This is a genomic window from Thermococcus celer Vu 13 = JCM 8558, assembly GCF_002214365.1.
GTDB classification, from domain to species: Archaea; Methanobacteriota_B; Thermococci; order Thermococcales; family Thermococcaceae; genus Thermococcus; species Thermococcus celer.
This window is the reverse complement of record NZ_CP014854.1, coordinates 794049-817415: the sequence shown is the minus strand read 5'-3', so window position 1 is coordinate 817415 and position 23367 is coordinate 794049. Positions and strand designations below refer to the sequence as shown.

Genomic DNA, 23367 nt, shown 5'->3' with positions numbered 1-23367 from the left:
AACCGAATTCATTGGGGTTAATGCTTTAGAGAAATAACTGCAATCCATTTCTCTGTTGTAAAAACATGAAAGAAATGGCAAAGCTCACCGGAACCTCCTCAGGGCCATCTCCCCGGCCACGGCGATGGGGTCTATCGTCGGGCTTATCGGCGGTGCGTAGGCCGTCTCGAGGTAGGCGACGTCCTCGGCGGTGGCCCCCTTCTGGGCTAAGGCCGAGAGCGTCATTACCCTGCCCCAGACCCTCTCTCCGCCGACTATCTGGGCGCCCACGAGCCTCCCATCGGCTTTTCTGAAAATGGCCTTGACGGTTATCGGCTTTCCACCCGGGTAGTACTCGGGCTTCGTGCTCCCCCTGAACTTTCCGACGACCACCTCAATTCCCGCCTTCCTCGCCCTCTCCTCGGTTATCCCGAAGGTTCCGATCTCGAGGCCGAAGAGCTCGGTTATGGCCGTGTTGAAGACGGGCTTAAACGTAGCCTCTTTCCCGGCGATGTGCTCGGCCGCGACCTTCGCCATCCTCACCGCGGAAGTCCCGAGCTGGCTGAGGGTCCTCTCCCCGGTTACCGCGTCTATGACCTCGGCGCAGTCGCCCACCGCGTATACATCCGGGTCGCTCGTCTGCAGGTGCTCGTTGACTATAATACCCCGGTTCACCTCGAGGCCCGCCTTTATGGCCAGATCGACGTTGGCCCTTACGCCCGTGGCGATGAGAACCAGCTCGGCCGGGACCTCCTCGTCGCCCACCTTAACGGCCCTGACAGGGTCCCCGACTATCTCGCTCACCGCGACGCCGAAGCGGAAGGAAACGCCGTGTTGCTCCATCTCCCTCTGGACGAGGTTGGCCGTGTCTCTGTCAAGCATCGTCGGCATGAGGTGATCCATCAGCTCGACGACGAGGACCTCCATGCCAAGCTTCGCGAAGGCCTCCGCCCCCTCGAGGCCGATTAAGCCGGCCCCCACAACGACGGCCCTCTTCGGCTTCCTCTCCGCTATGTACGATTTGATCCTCCTCACATCGTTGAGGCTCTTGAGGGTGAAGACTCCTTCCTTCTCGACGCCCTTTATCGGCGGGACAAAGGCCCTGGAGCCGGTCGCCAGAACGAGCCTGTCGTAGGGCACCTCGCCCCTATCGGTTACGACGACCTTCCTCTCGCGGTCTATCTCCTTCGCCTCGGTGTTGAGCATGAGGTTTATTTTCTGCCTCTCGTAGAACTCGTTCGGGAAGACGATGACGTCCTCGGGCTTCTCTATTGTTCCGCTCACCACGTGCGGCAGGGCGCAGGGGGAGTACTGCATAGTGGGTTCCTTTCCTATGACGGTTATCTCGGCCCTTCTATCGAGCTTGCGCATGAAGAGCGCGAAGTTGCTTCCGGCGGTTCCGGAACCGATGACGACGACCTTCACTTGCACCACCGGAGAAAGAAGGGTGGTGAGGTATAAAAAGGTGGGCCCTGAAAAGGGTTACGTTCGTTCGAGTATTCAGCTATCCTGAGCTACCCAAATGGTTCCACGAAAGTTTTAAACTGCGCTCGCGTTCTTATCCTCTCCAACCAACTCGAGGAACTCGGCGGGCGTCAGGATGAGGAACTCGTGTCCCGCCAGGGAGAATTTCCTCCCCCCGTCCCTCAGCCTCGGCACGTGCCGTTTATTGAGACTCACCAGAAAGTTGGCTTTGGCCGCGTAAACCGCGTCAAAGAACCTGTCGTCGTCCGGCTCGGGCGAAAGGTCGAAATGCCCGTCCGGCTCAACAGGGATTGAAGAGGCGCGGAATATTCTATAAACCCAGAGGGCGTAGACCCTGCTCTCAAGGTATCTGAGAACCTTCTCGCTCGTCAGCTTGAAGCGAAGCTCCTCGAGTATTGCCTCTGAGGTGTAGGACAGAACCTCTCCCCGAACCACAAGATCCATAACCTTACCGGAGCTTCTGAAGGGGTTTATTGCGGCCGCTATGACGACTTTGGTGTCTAAGACGACCTTGAGCGCTTCCATTTCCTGTCCACTTCCTCGAGGAGCTTTTCGAGTTCCTTCTCGGACGGAAGCTTTCTCACCCTCGCGAGGAGTTTGTAGGACTCCCAGAGTTCCTGCGGCGATTCGTAGTGCATGAGAAAGAACCTCACGGCCTCTTTGATGAGCTCGCTCCGACTTGAGAACCCGCCGCTCTCCACGAGCTCGTCGATCTCCCTCATGATGGCCGGCGGAAAGCGGACCGAAACCTTCTCGGTGGCGGACATACCCTCACCGTAGGACTATAGTCTGACAGAAGATACAAACGTTACGGGACAAAATCGAAAAGGGCACCCGGGCCCTCGAAGGGAACCTCAAGGCTCCACCACGGTTCCGTTGTGTTTCCCCCTGACAACGTCGAAGAGATGGTAGGCGTCCTCCTTGCCGACGATGTAGGTCTTTATCCGCCCGCGCTGGATGAACTTGGCCGCTAAGGCATCGACGACGCCGCTCCCGCCGGCCCTGCTCTCGCTCTCCATCGCTATCTCGACGAGCTGGTCGACGGTTATCCTGTCAAGTTTCCTGGCGTTGGGGTTCTTCCGCGGGTCGGAGTCGTAGACGCCGTCCACGTTGGTGACCACCACGAGCAGGTCCGCCTGAAGGTACTCAGCGAGGAGCGCCGAGACCGCGTCCGTGGTGTGGCCCGGATGGGTTCCTCCCATTATCGGTATCTTCTTGAGCTGTATGACCTCCCAGGCCTTCCTGAAGTCCTGGATGACGAAGGGGTAGGCCTTCTCGCCCAGCGCGGCTATGAGGAGCATCGCGTTGGCCCGCGTTATGTGGATGCCAATGTAGTCCTTGAAGGTCTCGTTGGGGCTGAAGCTCTTCGCCGCCCGGATGTACTTCCTGGCGACCCTGCCGCCGCCGACCACCACCGCGACCTCGTGATCCTCGCTTATCTTAATGAGCTCGTAGGCGATTTTCCCGATAAAATCGACGTCTGGATCATCCGGTACGAGAACCGAGCCGCCCACGTCGAAGACTATCCTCATGACGACCCTCACGATGCTAATCGGGGCCCCTTTATAACCTTTTTCTTGCCGCGGAAGTGTCAAGAGAGAAAAAGTAAAGGAGTGGTTATCCGATCTGGAACGCCCCCGTCCTGAGCTCACCGCGCTCGAAGCGGTAGGGGTCGTACCACTCCCAGTCGAGAGGGACCTTTGAGCGGCCCTTTGAGATGAGCTCCGCCATCGCCTCCGCCACCGCGGGGGCCATCATGAAGCCGTGCCCGGAGAAACCGGCGGCGATGTAGAGGTTGTCGAGGAGCCTCCCGATGGCGGGGTTTCTGTCGGGGGTTTTGGCGTAGAAACCCGCCCACTGCCTCACCACGTGCGCGTAGCGAAGCGGTGGGGCTATTTTAACCGCGTAACGGAGAACGCCGCGAAGGAAGTCGTAGGTCGGCTCGTAGTCGTCCAGGCTTTTTGCTTCGTGCTCTATCCCTGCACCGCAGATTATTCCCCCGTCTTCCCCGTCCTGGATTATGTAGGCGTCGTTCCAGCTTGGCGGACACACCAGCGGCTCCACCTGCCCGCCCTCGAGGGGTTCGGTCTTGACGAGCTGGTGCTTGTAGGGGATTATCGGCACGAGATCCGGCCTCAGGCCCGCCATCGCGTTAATAAGCGGCGCCCAGGCGTTGGCGGCGTTTAAGACGGCGTCCACTTTAATGCTCTCCATCCCGCCGTTACCCCCGAACTTAACCGCGGTTATTTCATCCCCCTCGCGCTCAAGGCCGATTACTGGGGTGTGTTCCCGTGCGTCGACGCCCATCTCCCTCGCCTTTCTGAGGTAGGCGAAGAGTGTCTTGAACGGGTTGGCCTTTCCGTCCTTCGGGTTCCAGGCTCCGGCTAAGAAGGGCTCGGTGTTGAGGATGGGGACTATCTCCTTCGCCTCGGCCATATCGATGAGCCTCGTCGGGACGCCGAACCTGTTCTGGAGCCTTACGTTGGCCCTAAACGCCTCGACCTCCTCCTCGCTCGTGGCAAGGAACAGGTAGCCCGTCTGCCTGAAGCCTATCTCGCTTTCGAGCTCCTCCTCGAGCCGCTCCCACCGCTCAACGGAGTACTTCATCAGGCGGATGTTCGCCCCGTCCGTGAACTGGGCGCGGATCCCCGTGGCGCAGCGGAAGGTCGAACCCGAGCCGAAGTAGTTCTTCTCGAAGAGGATCACATCCTCCCCCAGCTTCGCCAGCTCGTAGGCGGTCGCGACGCCGATTATCCCGCCGCCGATGACCGCTATCTTACTCATCGGCACCACCCGTTATGGCCTCCACGCGAACCGGCCGGACGGGAACCCTCGCTTTGGGTAGCGGTATCTCCTCCAGCCTTTTCCCTGTCTTTCTGGCGAGTATTCCGATGACGATGGGGAGACAGGTCCTCCCCTGGCAGGGCCCCATCCCAACGCGAAGGAGCCTCTTGATCTCCTCGATGTCCGTGACGCCGGAATCGATGAGCGCCTCGATTTCCTCGGCGGTGACGTCGTTACAGCGGCAGACTATCCTCTTTCCCGCCATCCTCCTCACCCCTCTACCCTCACGGCCCTGACGTCCCAGGCCAGTTCCATCGGCACCTCAACGGTGATTATCGGCGTGTCCCCCCGGCTCTTCTCCCTCGGGACGACCGTGACGACTTTTCCCCTCCCGACGGGCTCCCCAGCGCGGTTGAGAAGAACCACGGTTTCGCCCCTCTCCGGGAGCGGGAGAAGCTCGTGGGGCATCGTTATCCTGGCCCTATCACCGACGTACTGCACCATGAAGAAGGCCAGTCCCGGGCAGACCTGGACGCAGAGGGAGCAGCCGATGCACTTGTCGTAATCCACAACCGGCAGATCGTTCGGGGTGGGCATGTTTATCGCCCCGGTCGGGCATACCTCCCTGCACGGGGCGCACGGAATCTCCTGCGGGCACTCGGGAACGGCGACGGGCCTTTCCCTCAGCCTGTCCTCGCTCGGCTTTGGGATTATCGAGAAGAGTTCCCCGGGGGTTATGTAACCCCTCTTAAGGTAGTCCGGAATCTCACTCATCCTCCCACCACCATAGCCTTCTTTATGCCCTCCAGCACGTGCCGTCCGAAGGGCCCCGAACGGAACTCGTCCAGGGCTTTCTGGGCCCCCTCAATCTCCTTGAGCCACTCCTCCCCGGCTATCCCGAGCCTCAGGGCGGCGGCTATTCCCGCTATCTTGCCCTCGAGCATTGCCGTGGTGGCCTCCTCTATGCCAGCAGAATCGCCGGCTACGAAGATCCCCCTCACGGTCGTCTCCATCCACCCGTCCCTGACGGCAACGTGACCGCCGAGCTCGCGGACGTAGCGAACCCCGCAGCCCGCCTGCTGAAGAAGCTCGATGCTGGGCCTCAGGCCGACGGCGAGGGCTATGACGTCGACCTCGAAGGTCCCCTCCGTTCCGGGAATTGGCTTCCAGTTCCCGTCGAGTTGAGCCACCACCGCCCTCTCCACCCTCTCCTTCCCCTCGGCGCGCAGGATGGTGTGCCTCGTTAAAATCGGAACGCCCAGGCGCCTGACCTTGGCCGCGTGGACGAAGTAGCCACCGACCTTAGGCATGGCCTCGACTATCGCCTTCACCTCCACGCCCGCCTGGATGAGCTGATAAGCTAAGATGAGCCCCACGTTTCCGGCACCAACTATCAAAACCCTGTCGCCGGGCTTTACGCCGTAGGTGTTCATGAGCGTCTGGATGGCCCCGGCACCGTAGATCCCCGGCAGGTCGTTGTTCTCGAAGGGTATGCTCCTCTCCATCGCGCCGGTGGCGACGATTATCGCCCTCCCCCGGAATTCCACCGGTTCGCGGTTTTTCCTGACGGCAAAAACGAGCTTTTCGTCCTTTTCCTGGAAGATGCCGACGGCGGAGGTTTCAAGGAAGACCTGGACGTTCTCCCTTTTCCGCAGTTCCTCACTGAGGATCTTTGCTATCTCCACTCCCCTTACTCCGGCGAACTGCTCGCGCTTGCCGAAGAACTTGTGGGTCTGCTTGATGAGCTGGCCGCCCAGGCGGGGGTTCTCGTCCAATAGAGCGACACTGGCACCGGCATCGGCCGCGTGGATGGCCGCCATGAGCCCCGCGGGACCGCCGCCGATTATCACGATGTCCGCCCTTACGACCTTCGCGTCCCTGAACTCCGGCGGTTTGGCCTTCTCGGGTAATCTGGCCCTTCCGTGCTGGGGCTGTATCCTCATGCCGTCCTCGACTGGGGTTATGCAGGCCCTGACGTTGGGGATCCCGTTCACGACCATCAGGCAGGAAGAGCACTTGCCTATGGCACAGAAGAGGCCCCTCGGGCGTTTTTTGTTCACGGAGTAGTTGAGGGCTCGAATTCCGGCGGCGTGCAGGGCCGTCGCGATGGTCTCCCCCTCGTACGCCTTTATCGGCCGACCGTTGAAATATATCGTAACCTCCCTCCCCCGCTCAAAACGCAGAAGGGGGTGCTCAGTTAAGCGCACGTCGTGTCACCCGTGTACCCCTTCGCGCACCAACTTATGAAAATTTTTCAATCCAATGGTGGGCAACCTTTGGTTAGGTGCCAAAACTTTATATATCGACGGGGGAATAGAGTAACTGGCGGCGGGCTAGGCCGGGGGGTTCGGCGTCCCCTGTAACCGGAAACCGTCGATACGCCGGGGCCGAAGCCCGGGGGGCGGTTCCCGAAGCCGTTCCCGGAAGCCGGGGCACAACGGTGATCCCTCGTCCCACGGGGCCGGCGGTGGGCGGGGTCCGGCTGGAGGGCCGGGCTAACGCCCTTTGCCCGCCGAACCCCGTCAGGCCCGGAAGGGAGCAGCGGTAGGCGGGACGTTCGGCGCTCGTGGGGTAGCGGGGGTGAGCGAGCCCCGGTGGAAGGGGACGGTGGAGGGTCCCCACCCCCGGGCGCGCCCGCCGCCGTTAGAATTCTGGCAAAAACCTTAATAACAGACGGTCTCTTTTGCCTTCGGTGCGTCAAAATGGTGAGCCTCAGGGTCAAGCTCCTCGGCTTAACTTTCGAGAACCCCCTCATCCTCGCCTCGGGAATCGACGACAAAACGCCGGAGCAGTGGATAAGGGCCCACGAGGAAGGGGCGGGCGGCGTGGTAACCAAGTCCATCGGAGTGGAGCCGAGGGAGGGCTACGACAACCCCACCATCGTCGAGCTCCCCTACGGCCTGATAAACGCGATGGGCCTTCCGAACCCCGGCTGGAAGGGCTTTCTAAAGATGGTTGAAGGTTACACCTTCGACTTCCCGCTCATCGTCTCCATCTTTGGTGGAAGCGGGGAGGAGTTCGCCTTCCTGGCCGAGAAACTGAGCGACGTTGCGGATGCCTTCGAGCTGAACCTCAGCTGTCCCCATGCGAAGGGCTACGGCATGGAGATCGGCCAGAAGCCGGAGAACGTCTACGAGATAGTCAGGGCGGTCAAGGAGGCGACGGACAGACCGGTTATCGCGAAGCTCACCCCCAACACGGACGACATCACGAGGCTCGGTCTGGCGGCGGAGAGGGCGGGCGCCGATGCGGTCTCGGCAATAAACACGCTTAAGGCGGTGGCGATAGACGTCTACGCGAGGAGGCCGATACTGAGCAACCGGGTCGGCGGCTACTCCGGGCCCGGGGTGAAGCCCGTGGCGCTGAGGGCCGTCTACGACCTTGCGAGAACCCTCGAGATCCCGGTCATAGGGATCGGCGGCATAACGACCTGGAGGGACGCCGTCGAGTTCCTCTTAGCTGGAGCATCGGCGTTGCAGATAGGAACAGCCGTCTCGCTCCGCGGCTGGGGGGTTTTCAGGGAGATAAGCACGGGCATCGAGGCCTACCTCGAGAGCGAGGGCTTTTCGAGTGTGGAGGAGATAGTCGGCCTCGCGCTTGGGTAAGCCATTTATAGGAGAAAATCCTACTAAGTTCCGGTGGGGGTCATGCCGGTAACCAAGGTGACGAGGAACTACCAGATAACCATCCCCGCGGAGATCAGAAAGGCCCTCGGGATAAAGGAGGGGGAGTACCTGACGGTCGAGCTGAAGGGGGACGCGATAGTCCTCAGACGGGCGAGGCGGGAGTGGAAAACCTTCAGGCTCGGGAGGAAGCTGACCGCGGAGGAGCTCGAGAGGATCTCGGAGGAGGCCCTCGAGGAGGAGATGTCATGGGAGCGGTGATCGACTCCAACGTCTTCATATACGCGGCCATTGAGAACTCCGAGTACCATAAAAGCGCCATGAACGTCATCCGTTCGTTAGACGGCTGGATCGTGCCCACGATAGTCATCTACGAGACCGTCTGGAACTTCAGGAAGCTCGGGTTCGGCACGGAGGAGGCGAGGGAGCTCGTGGAGCAGATACTGTTCGACCCGAGGACCTCGCTCGTGGACGACAGGAGGTACCTCCTCGGGGGATTCGAGCTCCTTAAAGAGCTGGGCCTCAGACACTACATCGACTCCGTGATCCTGGCCATCGGAAAGGAAGCGGGGGCCCTCGCCACCTACGATAAAAAGCTTAGAAACCAGGCCACGAGACTTGGAATTAAACTGATTCCGGAGGTGCTGGAATGAAGCGCGCTGTGGTGCTGTTTTCGGGCGGACTGGACTCGACGGCCTGCCTCTACTGGGCCAAGAGGAACTACGACGAGGTCATGATGCTCACGGTGAACTACGGGAGCAACGAGGAGAAGGTTACGAACAGGGTGGCGGAGTTCTTCTCAAGGGAACTCGACGTTCCGCTGAGGATCGTAAAACTCGACTTCCTCGAGGAGTTCTCCAGGTTGAGGGGAACGACCCTCGTCGGTGGGGAGACGCCAAGGGTAACGGCGCGGGAGCTGGAGAACATGAATGTTGCCAGGGAAACCGCGAAGAGCGTCTGGGTTCCCGCGCGTAACGTCGTCCTCATAAGCGTCGCCGCATCTCTCCTCGACGCCCTCGGCGGCGGCGATATAATCGTCGGCTTCAACGCGGAGGAGGGGGCGACCTTCCCGGACAACAGGCCCGAGTTCGTCGAGAGAATGAACGAAATGCTCCGCTACGGCACGATGGCCGAGGTCAGGGTCGTGGCACCGCTCATAGACCTCGACAAGAAGGGCATAGCGAGGCTTTTGAAGGAACTAAACGCCAGATACGAGTACTCGAACTCCTGCTACATGCCCAAAGGTTTTACCGAGGACGGAAAGCCGATACACTGCGGGGAGTGCGAGAGCTGTGTGCGGCGTCACAGGGGTCTCATCGAGGGAATCGGAGAGGACAGGACGGTTTACGCGGTCGAACCGAGGCTGTAGGCCTTTCGATTTACCTCCGGGGTGGCCATGGGGTGGGCCCGTTTTCACCCACCGCAAGATTTATAAATCCGCCGTCCCCCCTAATTTTGAGCGCGGGGCGGTAGCTCAGCCTGGGAGAGCGCCGGACTGAAGATCCGGGTGTCGGGGGTTCAAATCCCCCTCGCCCCACCACTTCTCTGCGGTGGTAGTCTAGCCTGGTCTAGGACACCGGCCTTCCAAGCCGGTGACCCGGGTTCGAATCCCGGCCACCGCACCAATTTAATATGGTGGAGTGCTACTTCAGCCGACTCCTATAGTTTTATGCACGCGTTGATGATTCTGATTATAGAGCCACCAAAACATATGGTGGCCCGTCTTGGCCTACCGGTTGGCAGTGGACCCAAAAACTGCATCGCAAAGTTGATATTTTCCAGTCAAAAACTTATTGTAGGTGTCTTTATGGAGATAATAGAAGTTACCTATGGAGGGCACACGGTTATAGGGGGGTGGTCAAATGAAAATCCTCGTGGCCTTTTACTCGCGTAGCGGCAACACCAAAAGGGCGGCCGGGATAATAGCCAAAACCCTGGGCGCCGAAATGGACGAGATAATCGATAAAAAGAACCGGAGGGGGATTTTGGGCTTTCTCAGGGCCGGCTACGACGCCACCCGCGGGAAGACCACGGAGATAGAGTTTCATAAAGATCCCTCTGGATACGACCTCGTCGTGATAGGCACGCCCACGTGGAACGGCAGGGTGACTCCGGCGGTCAGAACGTACCTGCTAAAGAACAGGGAGAAGATTGGGAGGGCCGCATTTTTCACCACCTGTGCCGGGAGATCCAGAAGATGTCTCGCCCAGATGAGGGAAATTCTCGGGAAGGAACCGATGAAGGAGGGCATCTTTTACGTTAAGTCCCTCGAGAGGGATGCACGCGAGTTCGCGGAGGGTCTGAAAAAGCTCGTTGGTTAAACCATGGGAAAGACAGGTTAAACTTCCAGCCGACCCCATGAGGGGGACGGTGAAACTTAAGATTTTAGGCGGATAATCCGGTTCAAACCCTCCCTCATCCAAAGAGTATCCTCAAAAGCGTTAGAGCTCCTATCGCGATAAAAACGATCCTGAGCTTCTCGCTCCCCATCCTTAAAGCGCTTTTGGCCCCCAGCCACGAACCCACCATCACGGGGATCAGAATGGGCCACATCATGGAGTAATCCAGGCTTCCCTTCAGTCCATAGTTGAGTGCCGCCATTGTATTATTCAGGAAGATTATCATTTTCGCGGTTCCATTTGCCTTGAGTATGTCCAGCCTGAAGAATATCTCCAGGGCTGAGATAACCACCAGGGTGGATGCTATTCCGAGGATCCCAATGTAGGCCCCTATGAGCAGCCCCACTATTGAGATCTCCGCTTTACTCTTCCTTCCATGCTTGCCCTCACTTCCCGGCTTGAATCTTACGGTGAAGTACATCCCCGCCAGCAGGAGTGCAGCAGCTATGAAATTAGCCAGTTCCTGAGAAAGGGATAGAAAAAGTGAGGTCCCGATAAATGCGCCAAAAATTGACGAGATCGTCAAGAGTGGCGCAAGCTTAACATCGAGCGCTCCACCTCTAAAGTAGGTGAGTGTGGATACGAAGGTTAGGGCCGCTATGACGACCTTCAGGATCCCAACGGCTTCTTTTATGGGGAGCCCGGCGAAGGTGAGAATTGAAAGGATTACCATACTCCCTCCGCTCATCATGGAGCCTATGAATCCCCCTCCAAAAGAGAGAAGTGCTATAAGGAGCGTCCTCATGTTCCATGCTATGTTTTGGTATTTAATGCTTTTCCGCTTAATGTTACACCTCCTCATGACAATTTCGCGTTTAGGGATGGGGTTAATTGGACCCCTCCGAGCCACGGGTTGATGTCCATTATGTCGATATTCACCATCTTATCCCCAACTTTGTGGGTTTCAAACATTACCCTACGTTATATTTTTATCGTCCTAATTAACTGCTGAAACGGGCGCTTATCGTTCATCGTTGATGGTTTTGGGTGACCGGGCATTAAGGAATTGTGTCGTTTGCTGAAATTTATGAAACGGAGTTGGCTTCTTTATGTTACATAAAGATGTACATTACTGTAATGTATATAAATGGAAGAAACACTGTTGCGTAAACTTTTTAATGTATCCAATATCAGTACTTCGATGTCCCGATATGGGACATGTTGGATAGGAGGGTACTGGAATGAAGAGGTTAGGTGCTGTGGTGCTGGCACTGGTGCTCGTGGGTCTTCTGGCCGGAACGGCCCTTGCGGCACCCGTAAAACCGGTTGTCAGGAACAACGCGGTTCAGCAGAAGAACTACGGACTGCTGACCCCGGGACTGTTCAAGAAAGTCCAGAGGATGAACTGGAACCAGGAAGTGGACACCGTCATAATGTTCGGGAGCTACGGAGACAGGGACAGGGCGGTTAAGGTACTGAGGCTCATGGGCGCCCAGGTCAAGTACTCCTACAAGATAATCCCTGCTGTCGCGGTTAAAATAAAGGCCAGGGACCTTCTGCTGATCGCGGGCATGATAGACACGGGTTACTTCGGTAACACAAGGGTCTCGGGCATAAAGTTCATACAGGAGGATTACAAGGTTCAGGTTGACGACGCCACTTCCGTCTCCCAGATAGGGGCCGATACCGTCTGGAACTCCCTCGGCTACGACGGAAGCGGTGTGGTGGTTGCCATCGTCGATACGGGTATAGACGCGAACCACCCCGATCTGAAGGGCAAGGTCATAGGCTGGTACGACGCCGTCAACGGCAGGTCGACCCCCTACGATGACCAGGGACACGGAACCCACGTTGCGGGTATCGTTGCCGGAACCGGCAGCGTTAACTCCCAGTACATAGGCGTCGCCCCCGGCGCGAAGCTCGTCGGCGTCAAGGTTCTCGGTGCCGACGGTTCGGGAAGCGTCTCCACCATCATCGCGGGTGTTGACTGGGTCGTCCAGAACAAGGACAAGTACGGGATAAGGGTCATCAACCTCTCCCTCGGCTCCTCCCAGAGCTCCGACGGAACCGACTCCCTCAGTCAGGCCGTCAACAACGCCTGGGACGCCGGTATAGTAGTCTGCGTCGCCGCCGGCAACAGCGGGCCGAACACCTACACCGTCGGCTCACCCGCCGCCGCGAGCAAGGTCATAACCGTCGGTGCAGTTGACAGCAACGACAACATCGCCAGCTTCTCCAGCAGGGGACCGACCGCGGACGGAAGGCTCAAGCCGGAAGTCGTCGCCCCCGGCGTTGACATCATAGCCCCGCGCGCCAGCGGAACCAGCATGGGCACCCCGATAAACGACTACTACACCAAGGCCTCTGGAACCAGCATGGCCACCCCGCACGTTTCGGGCGTTGCCGCGCTCATCCTCCAGGCCCACCCGAGCTGGACCCCGGACAAGGTGAAGACCGCCCTCATCGAGACCGCCGACATAGTCGCCCCCAAGGAGATAGCGGACATCGCCTACGGTGCGGGTAGGGTGAACGTCTACAAGGCCATCAAGTACGACGACTACGCCAAGCTCACCTTCACCGGCTCCGTCGCCGACAAGGGAAGCGCCACCCACACCTTCGACGTCAGCGGCGCCACCTTCGTGACCGCCACCCTCTACTGGGACACGGGCTCGAGCGACATCGACCTCTACCTCTACGACCCCAACGGGAACGAGGTTGACTACTCCTACACCGCCTACTACGGCTTCGAGAAGGTCGGCTACTACAACCCGACCGCCGGAACCTGGACGGTCAAGGTCGTCAGCTACAAGGGCGCGGCGAACTACCAGGTCGACGTCGTCAGCGACGGGAGCCTCAGCCAGTCCGGCGGCGGCAACCCGAATCCAAACCCCAACCCGAACCCAACCCCGACCACCGACACCCAGACCTTCACCGGCTCCGTTAACGACTACTGGGACACCAGCGACACCTTCACCATGAACGTCAACAGCGGTGCCACCAAGATAACCGGTGACCTGACCTTCGATACTTCCTACAACGACCTCGACCTCTACCTCTACGACCCCAACGGCAACCTCGTTGACAGGTCCACGTCGAGCAACAGCTACGAGCACGTCGAGTACGCCAACCCCGCCCCGGGAACCTGGACGTTCCTCGTCTACGCCTACAGCACCTACGGCTGGGCGGACTACCAGCTCAAGGCCGTCGTCTACTACGGCTGAAGGTTTTTAATCCCCTTTTCTTTCCCCTTTTGAGGTGGTTGGGATGAAGCGGGTTCTTGCGGCGATCCTTGTAATCATGCTCATCGGATTATCATTCCCTGCCGGAAGTGCTAAAATCGAGCCCTACGTTTACAGCCCCACCGTTCCGGATACCGCCTTCGCGGTTCTCGCCCTGTACAGGACCGGGGACTACGCCCGGGTTCTCGAGGGATGCGAGTGGCTCCTCCAGATGAGGACTCCCTTCGATTCGTGGGGGGTTTCCCGCGGGGAAACGCACATGGCCAAGTACACGGCAATGGCGATGCTGGCCCTCATGCGCGGCGAGAACGTGGCGAGGGGGCGTTACAGGGATGTTCTCAACGACGCCGCGTACTGGTTAATATACAAACAGAACCCGGACGGCTCGTGGGAGGACTACACCGGAACGGCGCTGGCCGTCATCGCGCTCGGGGAGTTCCTTAAGGGCGGGTACATCAACGCGAACCTGACCGGCTTCAAAAAGCAGGTTAAAGAGGCCGTAAACCGCGGGGAAGGCTGGCTGATGGATGCGGAGCCAAAAACGGACGCGGATAGAATATTCGGCTACCTCGCCCTCGGTAAAAAGGACGAACTCAAAAAGATGAACCCTTCCGGTGACCTGAAGGCCTACCGCGCCTTTGCACTTGCCTACCTCGGGGAGAGGGTCGAGCTCAGCGGGGACTTCAACTCCACGGTGGCCACGGCGATGGCCCTCTACGCAACCGGGAAGGAGGATTACCGGAGGGAACTGCTTGAGAGGGAGCACTTCGGTTTCTGGGGGACCCTCCACTACCGCGTCCTCGACCTGCTGAGCGTTTCCCAGATAAACGGTTTCGAGGGCCTGAGGGCCATCGCCTGCCCGTACCTCGACAGGATAACCCCGGGGACGAACTGGGAGAAGGCCGTTCTGGCTGACTATTACCTCCTCTGCAACGAAACGCCCCGGCTCCCCTCCAACTACTCCGGGATGCTCCCCTGGCAGGTCGCCGAGCTCGCCCGGGTGAAGGCCTCCCTCGGGAAGGACTACTCGGGCGAGGTGGCCTACCTCCTGAAGGTCTCGCGGGACGGCGTCTGGGGGGACTTCTACAACACGGAGTACGTGGTGTGGGTTCTCAGGAGCCTGAACGTTACATACGACTACGACGCCTCGCTGGGCTACCTCTCCGGGAACCTCACCTGGATGACCTCAACGAAGGACCCGAAGACCGGCAATCCTGTTTACTACAACGTCCCGACCTACTACCTCGCCTACGCCCTCCTCGTCTTCAAGGACTTCGGCATGGAAAGGGAGCTCAACGAGACCCTCCGGCTCCTCGGCGAAAGGCAGTACCCGAACGGTGCCTTCCCCTACACCCAGGGCTCGATCGCCGGGTTGACCTCGACTGCGAAGGCGGTCTGGGCGCTGGAGGAAGCGGGACTGACGAACACCACCCCCTACTCCAAGGGCGTCTCTTTCCTCAGGAGCGTCCTCTACGCGGACATCCCCGAGCCGAGGGTGAGCGGTGGCGGAGTTGAACTCGCCAACGCGACGTTCCTGCTGATTAAGGGTTCGAGGTACGTGGGAAGCTCGAACGACACCGCGGAAATCGAAAACCTCGACGGCTACGTGGTGCTCTATCCGGGAAAGAATGCCTTAGCGATAGAGGCCCGTGCCGTGAAGGGCTTTGAGGCGGTGAAAAGCACCGAAGGTAACGATGGGACCGCTTACGTTTACATCGGTGCAGGGATTGCCCTCATAGCGCTGGTGGCCTTCGTAGTGAGGGAAAGGGAACGCGGGAAGAAGAAAAAGCGGAGGTAACCCTCGTTTCAGCTTTTTGAGTTTTTAGGTTTTACATCTCTCATGTGGTTGAGGCCTCTTCGTCGTTGTAGAGCTCGTCGCCGACGGTTATCCTGTCCTCGAAGCCCTTCGAGCCTTCAAGCGTCTGGATCCTGAACATGTAGCTCTTGTACCAGTTGTACGATGGCTTGACCTTGACAGGCAGAAGCCTCCAGGCCCTCGTCTCCTCCTCGTAACCCCAGTTGACGTACTCGTTGAAGTTCCGGATGATGTCGGTGATGACGACGCCAAACTCGTTGAGGAGGAGCCTCTGAATCTCCCGCCACTTGTCGAGCGAGCTCTCGCGCCTCGTTATCCCGAAGTAGCCCGCGCAACCCGGTCCCTTGAGCGTCGCTATCCCCCTTCCGATGAAGGCCCTTATGGCCTCGACCGTCTCAGGCGGGTCGGTGATGAAGGTGTCGAACCTGTGGAGCGCGTAGTCCGGGAGCGGCTCCCTGAGGTCGAAGGTGAAGGTCTCTATGTTGGAGTAACCGAGCTCGTCGGCGGTTCTCTCGATGAACCTCACGAGGCGCTCGTCTATGTCGAGGACGGCTATCCTCTTCGGCAAACCGGAGAGCATGAGCGCCACGCTCGTCAGGTCGTCGTCGCCGAGGACGAAGATCTCCCTGTTCTCGAGGTCGCCACGGGTGTGCATCAGCGCTATCCTCGCCACGGTCGTCTCCGGGGTGACGTAGGCCTGGTCGAAGTCGTGCTTCGGTTGCGGCCTGTCCTTAACTATCTCCCTGAACTCCTCGAGCAGGTCCCTGAAGGCGTCAAGCTCAACGGTCTTGCCCCTGCAGTGGGCGCAGGTGTAGTCCCTCCTCGCCCCGATTCCGTACTTCTCCACCAGCTTCTTACCGCTCTGAGTGAGAACGACGCTGGAGCCCTCGAAGGCCACGTAACCCATCTCGTGGAGCGCCGTGATGACCGCGACCACGAGGGGAAGGGGCTCCTCACTGAGGTCGACGATGCGCCAGACGTCGCCGCTCGCCAGAATCGCGCTCAAAACGTTCTCAACGGTTCTCTCGTAAACCGGAATGCTCGTCTTCTCCCTGACCCTCTCAACTATCCCCCTCATCGCAAGCACCTCCAGAAGTATTCGTTCGTGAACGGGGTTAGGACGGGCCTCTTTTAAGGTTTTCCCGGCGGAAGGTTTAATAGGCTGGCTTTCCTCCCGACCCCCATGATAGCCCCCGTTGGAGACGACTTCGTCAAGAGGTACAGGCTCGAGTACAACCTCGAGGCCCTCGAGGGGGTTAGGGAAGACATCGGCGAGAAAGCCTACTCCCGCCTGAGGAGCCTCCTGGAGTACCGTCTCAGTGGAAAGGAGTTCGACCGCTCGCCGGTTGGTGTTAAGGTGGTCGTGGCCTTCTCGGCCGGCTCCGACAGCACCGCGACGCTCAAAATTCTCCGCTGGGCCGGTTTCGATGCGATTCCGATTATGGCGAAGCTCCCCCAGATGGGGGAAGATGTTCTAGCCAGGGCGAAGGAGTGGGGGGCGGTTCTCGTTGATGTGCCCGGTTACATGGACGAAATGGAGGCCCAGATAAGGAAGAAGGCGCCGATCTGCGGCCGCTGCCATGCGATGGTTATGCGGGCCGTTGAGGACTACGCAAGAGAGAAGGGGGTGAAGATTGTCGCCTCGGGCGACCTGCTGAGCTCGGGCCTCATCTCGATATACCAAAAGAACGATCTGGTAACCCTCAACCTTCCCGCGTTTCTGGCGATGGACAAGGGGGAGGCGATAGGTATCATCGGGGGAAAATACGACCTCCACTTTGGCTGTCCCCTGTTGAGGAGGGCCGCGAGGGAGGCGCCTTCCATAAAGAGGTTCGGCATTCAGCGCGTCCTCAGGGAGCTCCGCGCGAGGGCTTTAACCCCCGAGATGGCGGAGAGGCTGATACTCGATATCCTCTCCGATTGATACTCATTTCTGACCCAAAAGGTTTAAATGTGTCTCCCTGAACTCCACTCGGGTGGTGATTATGGTAACAAAGGAGGAAGTTGAGAGGGTCATCAGGGAGACCGTTGACGAGAAGTTCGTGAAATCCGTTGAGGTTGATGGGGAGGGCAACGTGAGGGTAACGCTCGCAAAGGACACCCCCAACATCGACGACGTGCTCATAAAGCTCCATTCGGAGATAGGGAAACTCGAAGGGGTCGGCATGATAACCATAGACCGCGAGAGGCGGAGGGAAGGAAACGAGGAAAACGTTCAGCTCACGGAGGAGATGATACTTGAAAAGCTCAAGGAGGTCATAGACCCCGAGATAGGGATCGACGTCGTCAACCTGGGGCTTATATACGAGCTCAAGATAAGGCCGGACAACACGGTCTACATAAAGATGACCATGACCACCCCCGGTTGCCCGCTCACCATGTGGATCCTCAGGGCGGTGGAGGACAAGATACTCGAGATCCCAGGGGTTAAGGACGCGGAGATAGAGCTGACCTTCGACCCACCCTGGAACCCGGACATGGTAAGCGAGGAGTACAAAAAGAAGCTGGGGCTTCTCTGACCCATCCTGTCGATTTTTGTTCATCAAGGGGCCACGTCCTTCCTTCTTACCCGGATCTTCACCCTATAGGGCTCTTTTTCCGACGAAAAGTTTATATTCCCCTGGGTTCATCTAAATCCGGTGATGTTCCATGGCGTGGAAGGTTAGGGTTGACCAGGACGTTTGTATCGGAGATGCCATCTGTGCAAGCCTCTGCCCGGACGTCTTTGAGATGAACGACGAGGGCAAGAGCACCCCCATCGTCGACGTCATCGAGGACGAGGAGCTCTACAACTGCGCCAAAGAGGCCGCTGAAGCATGCCCGGTCAGCTGCATCTACATCGAAGAGGCCTGATGGCCTTTTTCGGTTTCCTTTCTCATCTTCTCCCGTAATCCTTCGCGAACCTTCTCTATAAACGTGAGCACCCCGTAAGAACATTTAAGAATAAGTGAAAAAGAATCCCCGCGGTTCTCACTCCAGACTCAACCCGAACTTCTCGGCCTGCTCGAGGACGTATCCCCTTATCTCCCGCGCCTTCGGGAGTTCGGCCACTATCTCACCGTTCTCAATGAGCGGTTTTAAGAGGGGCTCGACCCTCGCACCGCAGACCGGACAGCGCTCGAGCTTTTTGTCAGCGGGGACTCGGTGGTAGTGGCCGTTCTCGCAGCGGTATACCTGCTTCCGCCCGCTCAGCTTCCCACGTTTGGTTATCGGTTGCCCCTCGACCTCGACTATATCCAACGAGAAGTCAACGGGCTTTGCCGACGCTATGCTCCCTCCAACGCCGAAGGCATCCGCAACGTCAGCAAGCTCCTTTAAGCTCTCCTCGTCAAGTCCCCCGCTGAGGAATATTTTGACGTGCTCGTAGCCCCTTAAATCAAGCTCCCACCTGACTTCCTCAACTATGCGCCTGAAGTTGCCCCTCCTTGAACTTGGCGTGTCGAGCCTTATCGCGTTGAGCCTCTCACCGAGCGCCTCAACCGCCATTAAAGCCTCGAACTTCTCGTCGCAGAGGGTGTCAACGAGGGCGGTCCGTGGGACCTCGGGTTCGATGACCTCGTCGAAGTACCTCCAGGCCTTCACCTGGTCGCCGACCACGAGGACGAGCGCGTGGGGCATCGTCCCAACGGGCTTTTCCCCCATCATCTCAGCACCCAAGACTCCAGAAACGCCGTCGCAACCGCCTATGAAAGCGGAGCGGTCTATCATCGGCGCTATCGCCGGGTGCATGTGCCGTATGCCGAAGGAGTAGACGGGCTTGAACTTCGCGGCTATCTTGGTTCTGAGGGCGGCCGTCGCTATGCCGCTCGCCTGGCTGAGCATTCCGAGTAAGGCCGTCTCGTAGATGCCGAAGTCCTCGTAGTAACCCTCAATCTGGAGAACCGGCTCGTAGGGGTGGAATACCGTCCCCTCGGGCATGGCGTAGACGTTTACGGGCAGTCCCTCGAGGAGCCTCGCGACCTCCTCGATCCCGGCTAAGACCCCCCATCTCCAGCCGTGCGGAAGGGACGTGGTCGTCACGTCCGCGAAGACCCTCCTGTGTATCCCCTTCTCCTCGAGTACCTTCCTCGTTCTGATGAAGTAAACGTCCGTGGTCTTTCCGGCTTTGATATCGTCCTCGTGGGCGATGTAGAAGTCCCGCATTTCCCCCTCACCTGAGACAACCTCTCATTCCCTCGATTTAAGGGTTTCTTCATTTTGACGGTTAGAGGGTGTGGGTCTCCGGACGATTCCGGAAGATGACGGCACGAGGTCAACGTAGCCTGAACGGCAGTTCCACCCCTTTCCCTCTCTCCATGTCGTGGAGCTCCCTTCTGTAGGCCTCGAGGGGCCTGTCCTCAACCTTCAGATAGCCCGCGAAGGTCTCCGGCCTCTTCTCCAGCCCCTCGAAGAATTCCGGGTACCTCCTGTCCCTGACGATGTGGTGGTCGAGGATTATCTCGGCATTCGTCTCGCGGATTATCTCGTTTAGGTTTTTGATCCCGGTCTCCCAGCTCCCCTCGGCCCTCTTGCCGAGGTAGGTCGGCGGCCCGCCGGTTATGAGAACGTCGGGAACCTTATCGATTATCCATTCCACGGATCTCCTGTTGAGGAGCTGGATGTCGCTCGCGTGGATCAGCCTTCTGGAGCCGTCGTCTATGAGAACCATCACGACGAAGCCGAGCTTCGAGCCCTCCCTGCCGTGGGGAACCGCGGGCGAGGCCTCGAGGGTAACGCCTCCGAGGTCGAAACTCCTCCCGTCGGCGAACTCGATACCCCTGGCTATTGGCCCGGCCCTCTTGAGAAAGGCCCAGGCCCGCTTCCTCTGGCTGAAGTTGATGTTCTCGCGCGGGTGCTTTACGAACAGGAGCTTACCCGCGTATATCTCCCGTGCAAACTCCTCGCTCGAGCTCTCGTAGAGGCCCTCGAAGAAGGGCGTGTGGTGGTCGTAGTGGTAGTGGGAGACCGTTACCACGTCAGCCCTCCGCGCGTAGCCCTGGAGCTTCCGCCTCATCCTTCTCAGAGTTTCAAGCTCGACCCCCGCCGGTGGAAGGCCGTACCTCTTCGGCCCCAGCGCCACGCCAGGGTCGATGAGGACCCTTATCCCTCCCGCTTCGACGAAGGTGGCAAGGCTCCTGACCCCGAGGCTCTCGGAGGCCAAGGGGATGATCCGCATGTTATTTCCCCCGTAAACCCTCGGGGCCAAACCTTAATAAGTTCTGCCCTGTTAAGGAAAGCCGGCCGATGATGAGTGTCATCCCTCCTGATGGATGATGACATTATCCCCACCTGAGGTGGTTCGATGCTCGGGTTCCTCCGGAGAAAGAAGAAAGAAAAGTACGGCCCTCTCGTTTATCTGAGCGAGCCCACGATACTCTACCACACCCGAACCGAGAGGGCGATACTGAAAATACTCGAGGAAAGGCTCAACTCCAACAACTTCGTGGTTCCCTCCGATTACGGCCTTAAAACAACGGATCACCTGATCCCCGAGGCCGAGATATTCGTGGCGATAGCCGTGCTCGGAAAGTTCACCTCCCTCGTCGTCAGGGAAATTGAGATAGCCAGAAAGCAGGGAAAGAAGATCTACACCCTCGACGTGGCGAAAAAGGACGATGAAGTACTCTACAACTTCGAGGAGGGGATCCCAGAGTACATCGAATGGCTGACCCCCGAGGAGACCCAGAGCCTCTACGCGGCCTTCCGCGGCGAGGACTTCTCGGGCTTCATGAAGTTCTTCTGGGGGGACAGGAAGAAGGGATGGTAGTTACCCGAAGACGGAAAAAGGGTAAAGGTGGATGGCTTAGGCGTTTGCCCTCTTTTCCCGGATGTATGCATCCATCGCCTTCGCGGCCCTCTTTCCGTCTCCCATCGCGAGGATGACGGTTGCCTCTCCCCTTATAGCGTCACCGCCCGCGAAGACGCCCGGGATACTGGTCATGAGGTTCTTGTCGACGACGAGCGTTCCGTCGGGGTTCGTCTTTAGAGCCATCGCCTCCTCGCTTATGATCCTGTTGGGCTCGAGCCCTATGGCTATGATTACCGTGTCGGCTTCGATGGTGACGTACTCGCCCGTTCCAACTATCTTCCTCTTGCCCCGTTTGTCCCTCTCCTCGAGGGCCCTCATCCTCTCGAACTTAACCGCCTTCACCCTGCCGTTCTCGTCTCCGATGAACTCCACCGGTGTGAGGAAGAACTCGAACTTAACGCCCTCCTCCTCTGCGTGCTTGATCTCCTCAACCCTCGCCGTCATGTCCTCCCTTCCGCGGCGGTAGGCAATGGTAACCTCAGAGCCAAGTCTGAGGGCGGTTCTGGCGGCGTCCATGGCGGTGTTTCCCGCACCTATGACTACCGTCTTCTTCCCGATGGCTATGGGCTCGTCGTACTCGGGGAAGAGGTAGGCCTTCATGAGGTTGACCCTCGTCAGGAACTCGTTCGCGGTGTAGATCCTGTCCAAGAGTATGCCCGGGATGTTGAGAAGTTTTGGCGTTCCGGCGCCGGTGCCGATGAAGACGGCGTCGTACTCCTCGAGGAGCTCCTCGAGCGTGACGGTCTTTCCAACGACGTGGTCGAGCTTTAACTCAACGCCAAGCTCGCGGAGCTTTGCGATTTCCCTGTCGAGTATCTCCTTCGGAAGCCTGAACTCCGGGATCCCGTAGATGAGAACGCCTCCCGGCTTGTGGAGGGCCTCGTAGATGGTAACGTCGTAACCCCTCTTGGCGAGCTCTCCAGCGCAGGTCAGACCGGCCGGGCCGCTCCCGACGACGGCAACCCTTCCCTTCCTTCCATCCCCACCGGCCATGAACTCTTTGAGCAACTCCTCCTCTATACCGTGCTTCCTCGCGTAGTCCGCCACGAAGCGCTCGAGCTTTCCGATGTTTATCGGGTCGCCGACCTTGCCCATGACACAGGGGGCCTCACACTGCTCCTCCTGCGGGCAGACGCGCCCCGTCACAGCGGGGAGGGTGTTGTCGTTCCAGATCACCCTGAGGGCGTTCTTGACCGCCTCGTCCGGATCGTCCGGCTTCTCCCGGAGGGCCTTGATGAAGCCGGGTATGTTGATGTGAACGGGACAGCCCTTTATGCACGGGGCGTACTCGGGCGGACACTGTATACAGCGCTCCGCCTCCTTGAGCGCGGAGGCGAAGTCGTAGCCGAGGTTGACCTCTACGAAGCTCTTAACGCGTTCTTCCACCGGCACTTCCGGCGTTGGGACGCGCTCCTTAATCAGCTTTGGCCTGACCGCCATTCAGATCACCCCCCGGGCTTTGAGCTCCTCTATGTACCTTTCTTTGGCGAGTTTCTCCTGCTCTGTGAAGCGTGCGTTCCTCTTTATCGCGTCGTCCCAGTCTATCTTGTGGGCATCGAGCATCGGTCCGTCCCTGCAGGCGAACTTTATCTCCCCACCGTAGAGAACCCTGCACGAGCCGCACATCCCGGTTCCGTCCACCATTATCTGCCTGACGGTTACGATGGTCGGGATCCCGTAGGGTCTCGTGAGCTCGGCGAGCTTCTTCAACGAGCCCAGTTTTCCGCCGCCGAAGACGATATCGACCCTGTCCTTCTCTATGAGCTCCTTCAGAACGTCCAGGTAGTGCCCCTTGATCCCGACGCTCCCGTCCTCGGTGGTGAGGTAGTGCTCGTCCGCGACGGGCTTTGCGAGGTACCTCTCGGGATAGACGTTGGCTTTGTTCTCGAAGCTCTGGATGGCTATGGTGTAGTTGCCGGCCTCCTTCATAGCCTTCAGAGTGGCGTAGCTCTCGGCCTGGGCGCAGACGGCATCGGAGACAAAGACAACGTTCCCGTAGTGTTTCACCTTGATGGGCCTCCCCAGGGGGCCGGTAACGCTGAGGAGCTCGTCACCAACGTCGAACTCGTACCAGAGCTTGAGGGTCGTCTTTCCGTGCCTCCTGATGAACATGCCAACTTTACCGTTTTCGGCGTAGTATACAGACATCGGAACCCGTTCACCCTTCTCATCCAGAATCAGCACAACGAACTGGCCCGGTTTCCACGAGCGGGCCACGTGTGGCGCCTCGACTTCCATAAAGAAGTCGATGGCGCTCAGGTTCTCCTTCTTCGTTATCGGGTATCCCATGATGCATCACCCTGTTCACGCGATC

General features: G+C 58.8%; 25 protein-coding genes, 2 tRNA genes and 1 other RNA gene. 14 read left to right on the top strand and 14 right to left on the bottom strand.

All coding sequences use genetic code 11. The features are described 5' to 3' along the window. Positions 1-84 precede the first annotated feature (84 nt). From A3L02_RS04500 to A3L02_RS04465, 8 genes are all read right to left on the bottom strand, one after another. Entirely contained in the window at positions 85-1404 is a 1320-nt protein-coding gene (locus A3L02_RS04500) for an NAD(P)/FAD-dependent oxidoreductase (RefSeq protein ID WP_088862818.1), read from the bottom strand. 114 nt (positions 1405-1518) lie between these two features. Continuing rightward, on the bottom strand, positions 1519-1989 hold the full coding sequence (locus tag A3L02_RS04495; protein WP_088862817.1) for a putative toxin-antitoxin system toxin component, PIN family: 471 nt from the start codon (positions 1987-1989) through the stop codon (positions 1519-1521). After that, complete coding sequence (locus A3L02_RS04490) at positions 1965-2231, bottom strand: ribbon-helix-helix domain-containing protein (protein ID WP_054834351.1); 267 nt, start codon at positions 2229-2231, stop codon at positions 1965-1967. Before A3L02_RS04490 ends, A3L02_RS04495 begins: the two co-directional genes overlap by 25 nt. A gap of 87 nt (positions 2232-2318) precedes the next feature. After that, a complete protein-coding gene (gene pyrH, locus A3L02_RS04485; RefSeq protein WP_088862816.1) occupies positions 2319-2996 on the bottom strand; it encodes a UMP kinase in 678 nt (225 codons plus the stop codon). Between the two features lie 85 nt (positions 2997-3081). After that, positions 3082-4248 (bottom strand): NAD(P)/FAD-dependent oxidoreductase, encoded by a 1167-nt coding sequence (locus A3L02_RS04480; RefSeq protein WP_088862815.1) that lies wholly within the window; start codon positions 4246-4248, stop codon positions 3082-3084. Beyond that, positions 4241-4513: a (2Fe-2S)-binding protein gene (locus tag A3L02_RS04475; RefSeq protein WP_088862814.1), complete on the bottom strand. Its 273-nt coding sequence runs from the start codon at positions 4511-4513 to the stop codon at positions 4241-4243. Before A3L02_RS04475 ends, A3L02_RS04480 begins: the two co-directional genes overlap by 8 nt. Before the next feature lie 5 nt (positions 4514-4518). Beyond that, a complete protein-coding gene (locus A3L02_RS04470) occupies positions 4519-5022 on the bottom strand; it encodes a 4Fe-4S dicluster domain-containing protein (protein WP_088862813.1) in 504 nt (167 codons plus the stop codon). Continuing rightward, a complete protein-coding gene (locus A3L02_RS04465; RefSeq protein ID WP_088862812.1) occupies positions 5019-6455 on the bottom strand; it encodes an FAD-dependent oxidoreductase in 1437 nt (478 codons plus the stop codon). Before A3L02_RS04465 ends, A3L02_RS04470 begins: the two co-directional genes overlap by 4 nt. A 119-nt stretch (positions 6456-6574) precedes the next feature. Here A3L02_RS04465 and ffs point away from each other — a divergent pair. The 8 genes from ffs to A3L02_RS04425 all read left to right on the top strand — a co-directional run bounded on the left by ffs (position 6575) and on the right by A3L02_RS04425 (position 10192). Continuing rightward, an RNA gene (gene ffs, locus A3L02_RS04460) (signal recognition particle sRNA) lies at positions 6575-6888 on the top strand. A 62-nt stretch (positions 6889-6950) separates the two neighbouring features. Further along, positions 6951-7853 carry a dihydroorotate dehydrogenase gene (locus A3L02_RS04455; RefSeq protein ID WP_088862811.1) on the top strand — a complete coding sequence of 301 codons (903 nt, stop codon included), beginning with the start codon at positions 6951-6953 and terminating at the stop codon, positions 7851-7853. Positions 7854-7895: 42 nt separating this feature from the next. Next, the gene (locus tag A3L02_RS04450; RefSeq protein ID WP_088862810.1) at positions 7896-8132 is read left to right on the top strand and encodes an AbrB/MazE/SpoVT family DNA-binding domain-containing protein; all 237 of its coding nucleotides are present in this window, start codon (positions 7896-7898) and stop codon (positions 8130-8132) included. Further along, a complete protein-coding gene (locus A3L02_RS04445) occupies positions 8120-8524 on the top strand; it encodes a PIN domain-containing protein (protein ID WP_088862809.1) in 405 nt (134 codons plus the stop codon). Before A3L02_RS04450 ends, A3L02_RS04445 begins: the two co-directional genes overlap by 13 nt. Beyond that, positions 8521-9240 (top strand): 7-cyano-7-deazaguanine synthase QueC, encoded by a 720-nt coding sequence (gene queC / locus A3L02_RS04440; RefSeq protein ID WP_088862808.1) that lies wholly within the window; start codon positions 8521-8523, stop codon positions 9238-9240. Before A3L02_RS04445 ends, queC begins: the two co-directional genes overlap by 4 nt. A gap of 94 nt (positions 9241-9334) precedes the next feature. Further along, positions 9335-9411 (top strand) — tRNA-Phe (locus A3L02_RS04435). 7 nt (positions 9412-9418) lie between these two features. Further along, a tRNA-Gly gene (locus A3L02_RS04430) sits at positions 9419-9496 on the top strand. A gap of 237 nt (positions 9497-9733) precedes the next feature. Next, on the top strand, positions 9734-10192 hold the full coding sequence (locus A3L02_RS04425) for a flavodoxin family protein (protein ID WP_088862807.1): 459 nt from the start codon (positions 9734-9736) through the stop codon (positions 10190-10192). Between the two features lie 94 nt (positions 10193-10286). On the opposite strand, the gene A3L02_RS04420 is transcribed toward A3L02_RS04425, so the two are convergent. Then, on the bottom strand, positions 10287-11015 hold the full coding sequence (locus tag A3L02_RS04420) for a sulfite exporter TauE/SafE family protein (protein WP_157895732.1): 729 nt from the start codon (positions 11013-11015) through the stop codon (positions 10287-10289). Positions 11016-11451: 436 nt separating this feature from the next. Here A3L02_RS04420 and A3L02_RS04415 point away from each other — a divergent pair, with 436 nt between their 5' ends. Continuing rightward, positions 11452-13431, top strand: a complete 1980-nt coding sequence (locus A3L02_RS04415) for a S8 family serine peptidase (protein ID WP_088862805.1) — start codon at positions 11452-11454, stop codon at positions 13429-13431. A gap of 43 nt (positions 13432-13474) precedes the next feature. Further along, complete coding sequence (locus A3L02_RS04410; protein ID WP_088862804.1) at positions 13475-15247, top strand: prenyltransferase/squalene oxidase repeat-containing protein; 1773 nt, start codon at positions 13475-13477, stop codon at positions 15245-15247. Between the two features lie 40 nt (positions 15248-15287). On the opposite strand, the gene bpsA is transcribed toward A3L02_RS04410, so the two are convergent. Next, entirely contained in the window at positions 15288-16343 is a 1056-nt protein-coding gene (gene bpsA / locus A3L02_RS04405) for a N(4)-bis(aminopropyl)spermidine synthase (protein WP_088862803.1), read from the bottom strand. Positions 16344-16448: 105 nt separating this feature from the next. Between bpsA and A3L02_RS04400 the strand changes: the two genes are divergently transcribed. The 3 genes from A3L02_RS04400 (at position 16449) to A3L02_RS04390 (ending at position 18118) form a co-directional block, all read left to right on the top strand. Then, positions 16449-17189 (top strand): ATPase, encoded by a 741-nt coding sequence (locus tag A3L02_RS04400; protein WP_088862802.1) that lies wholly within the window; start codon positions 16449-16451, stop codon positions 17187-17189. Positions 17190-17250: 61 nt separating this feature from the next. Beyond that, on the top strand, positions 17251-17784 hold the full coding sequence (locus A3L02_RS04395) for a metal-sulfur cluster assembly factor (protein WP_088862801.1): 534 nt from the start codon (positions 17251-17253) through the stop codon (positions 17782-17784). Between the two features lie 130 nt (positions 17785-17914). After that, complete coding sequence (locus A3L02_RS04390) at positions 17915-18118, top strand: ferredoxin (protein ID WP_088862800.1); 204 nt, start codon at positions 17915-17917, stop codon at positions 18116-18118. A gap of 117 nt (positions 18119-18235) precedes the next feature. On the opposite strand, the gene A3L02_RS04385 is transcribed toward A3L02_RS04390, so the two are convergent. After that, positions 18236-19408 (bottom strand): nicotinate phosphoribosyltransferase, encoded by a 1173-nt coding sequence (locus A3L02_RS04385; protein WP_088862799.1) that lies wholly within the window; start codon positions 19406-19408, stop codon positions 18236-18238. A 109-nt stretch (positions 19409-19517) separates the two neighbouring features. After that, the gene (locus A3L02_RS04380; protein WP_088862798.1) at positions 19518-20420 is read right to left on the bottom strand and encodes an MBL fold metallo-hydrolase; all 903 of its coding nucleotides are present in this window, start codon (positions 20418-20420) and stop codon (positions 19518-19520) included. Positions 20421-20546: 126 nt separating this feature from the next. Here A3L02_RS04380 and A3L02_RS04375 point away from each other — a divergent pair, with 126 nt between their 5' ends. Then, a complete protein-coding gene (locus tag A3L02_RS04375; protein WP_088862797.1) occupies positions 20547-21011 on the top strand; it encodes a hypothetical protein in 465 nt (154 codons plus the stop codon). Positions 21012-21047: 36 nt separating this feature from the next. On the opposite strand, the gene gltA is transcribed toward A3L02_RS04375, so the two are convergent. Both gltA and A3L02_RS04365 read right to left on the bottom strand, forming a co-directional pair. Beyond that, complete coding sequence (gene gltA / locus A3L02_RS04370) at positions 21048-22493, bottom strand: NADPH-dependent glutamate synthase (protein ID WP_088862796.1); 1446 nt, start codon at positions 22491-22493, stop codon at positions 21048-21050. Continuing rightward, positions 22494-23342, bottom strand: coding sequence for a sulfide/dihydroorotate dehydrogenase-like FAD/NAD-binding protein (locus A3L02_RS04365; protein WP_088862795.1), 849 nt, complete (start codon positions 23340-23342; stop codon positions 22494-22496). Positions 23343-23367 lie beyond the last annotated feature (25 nt).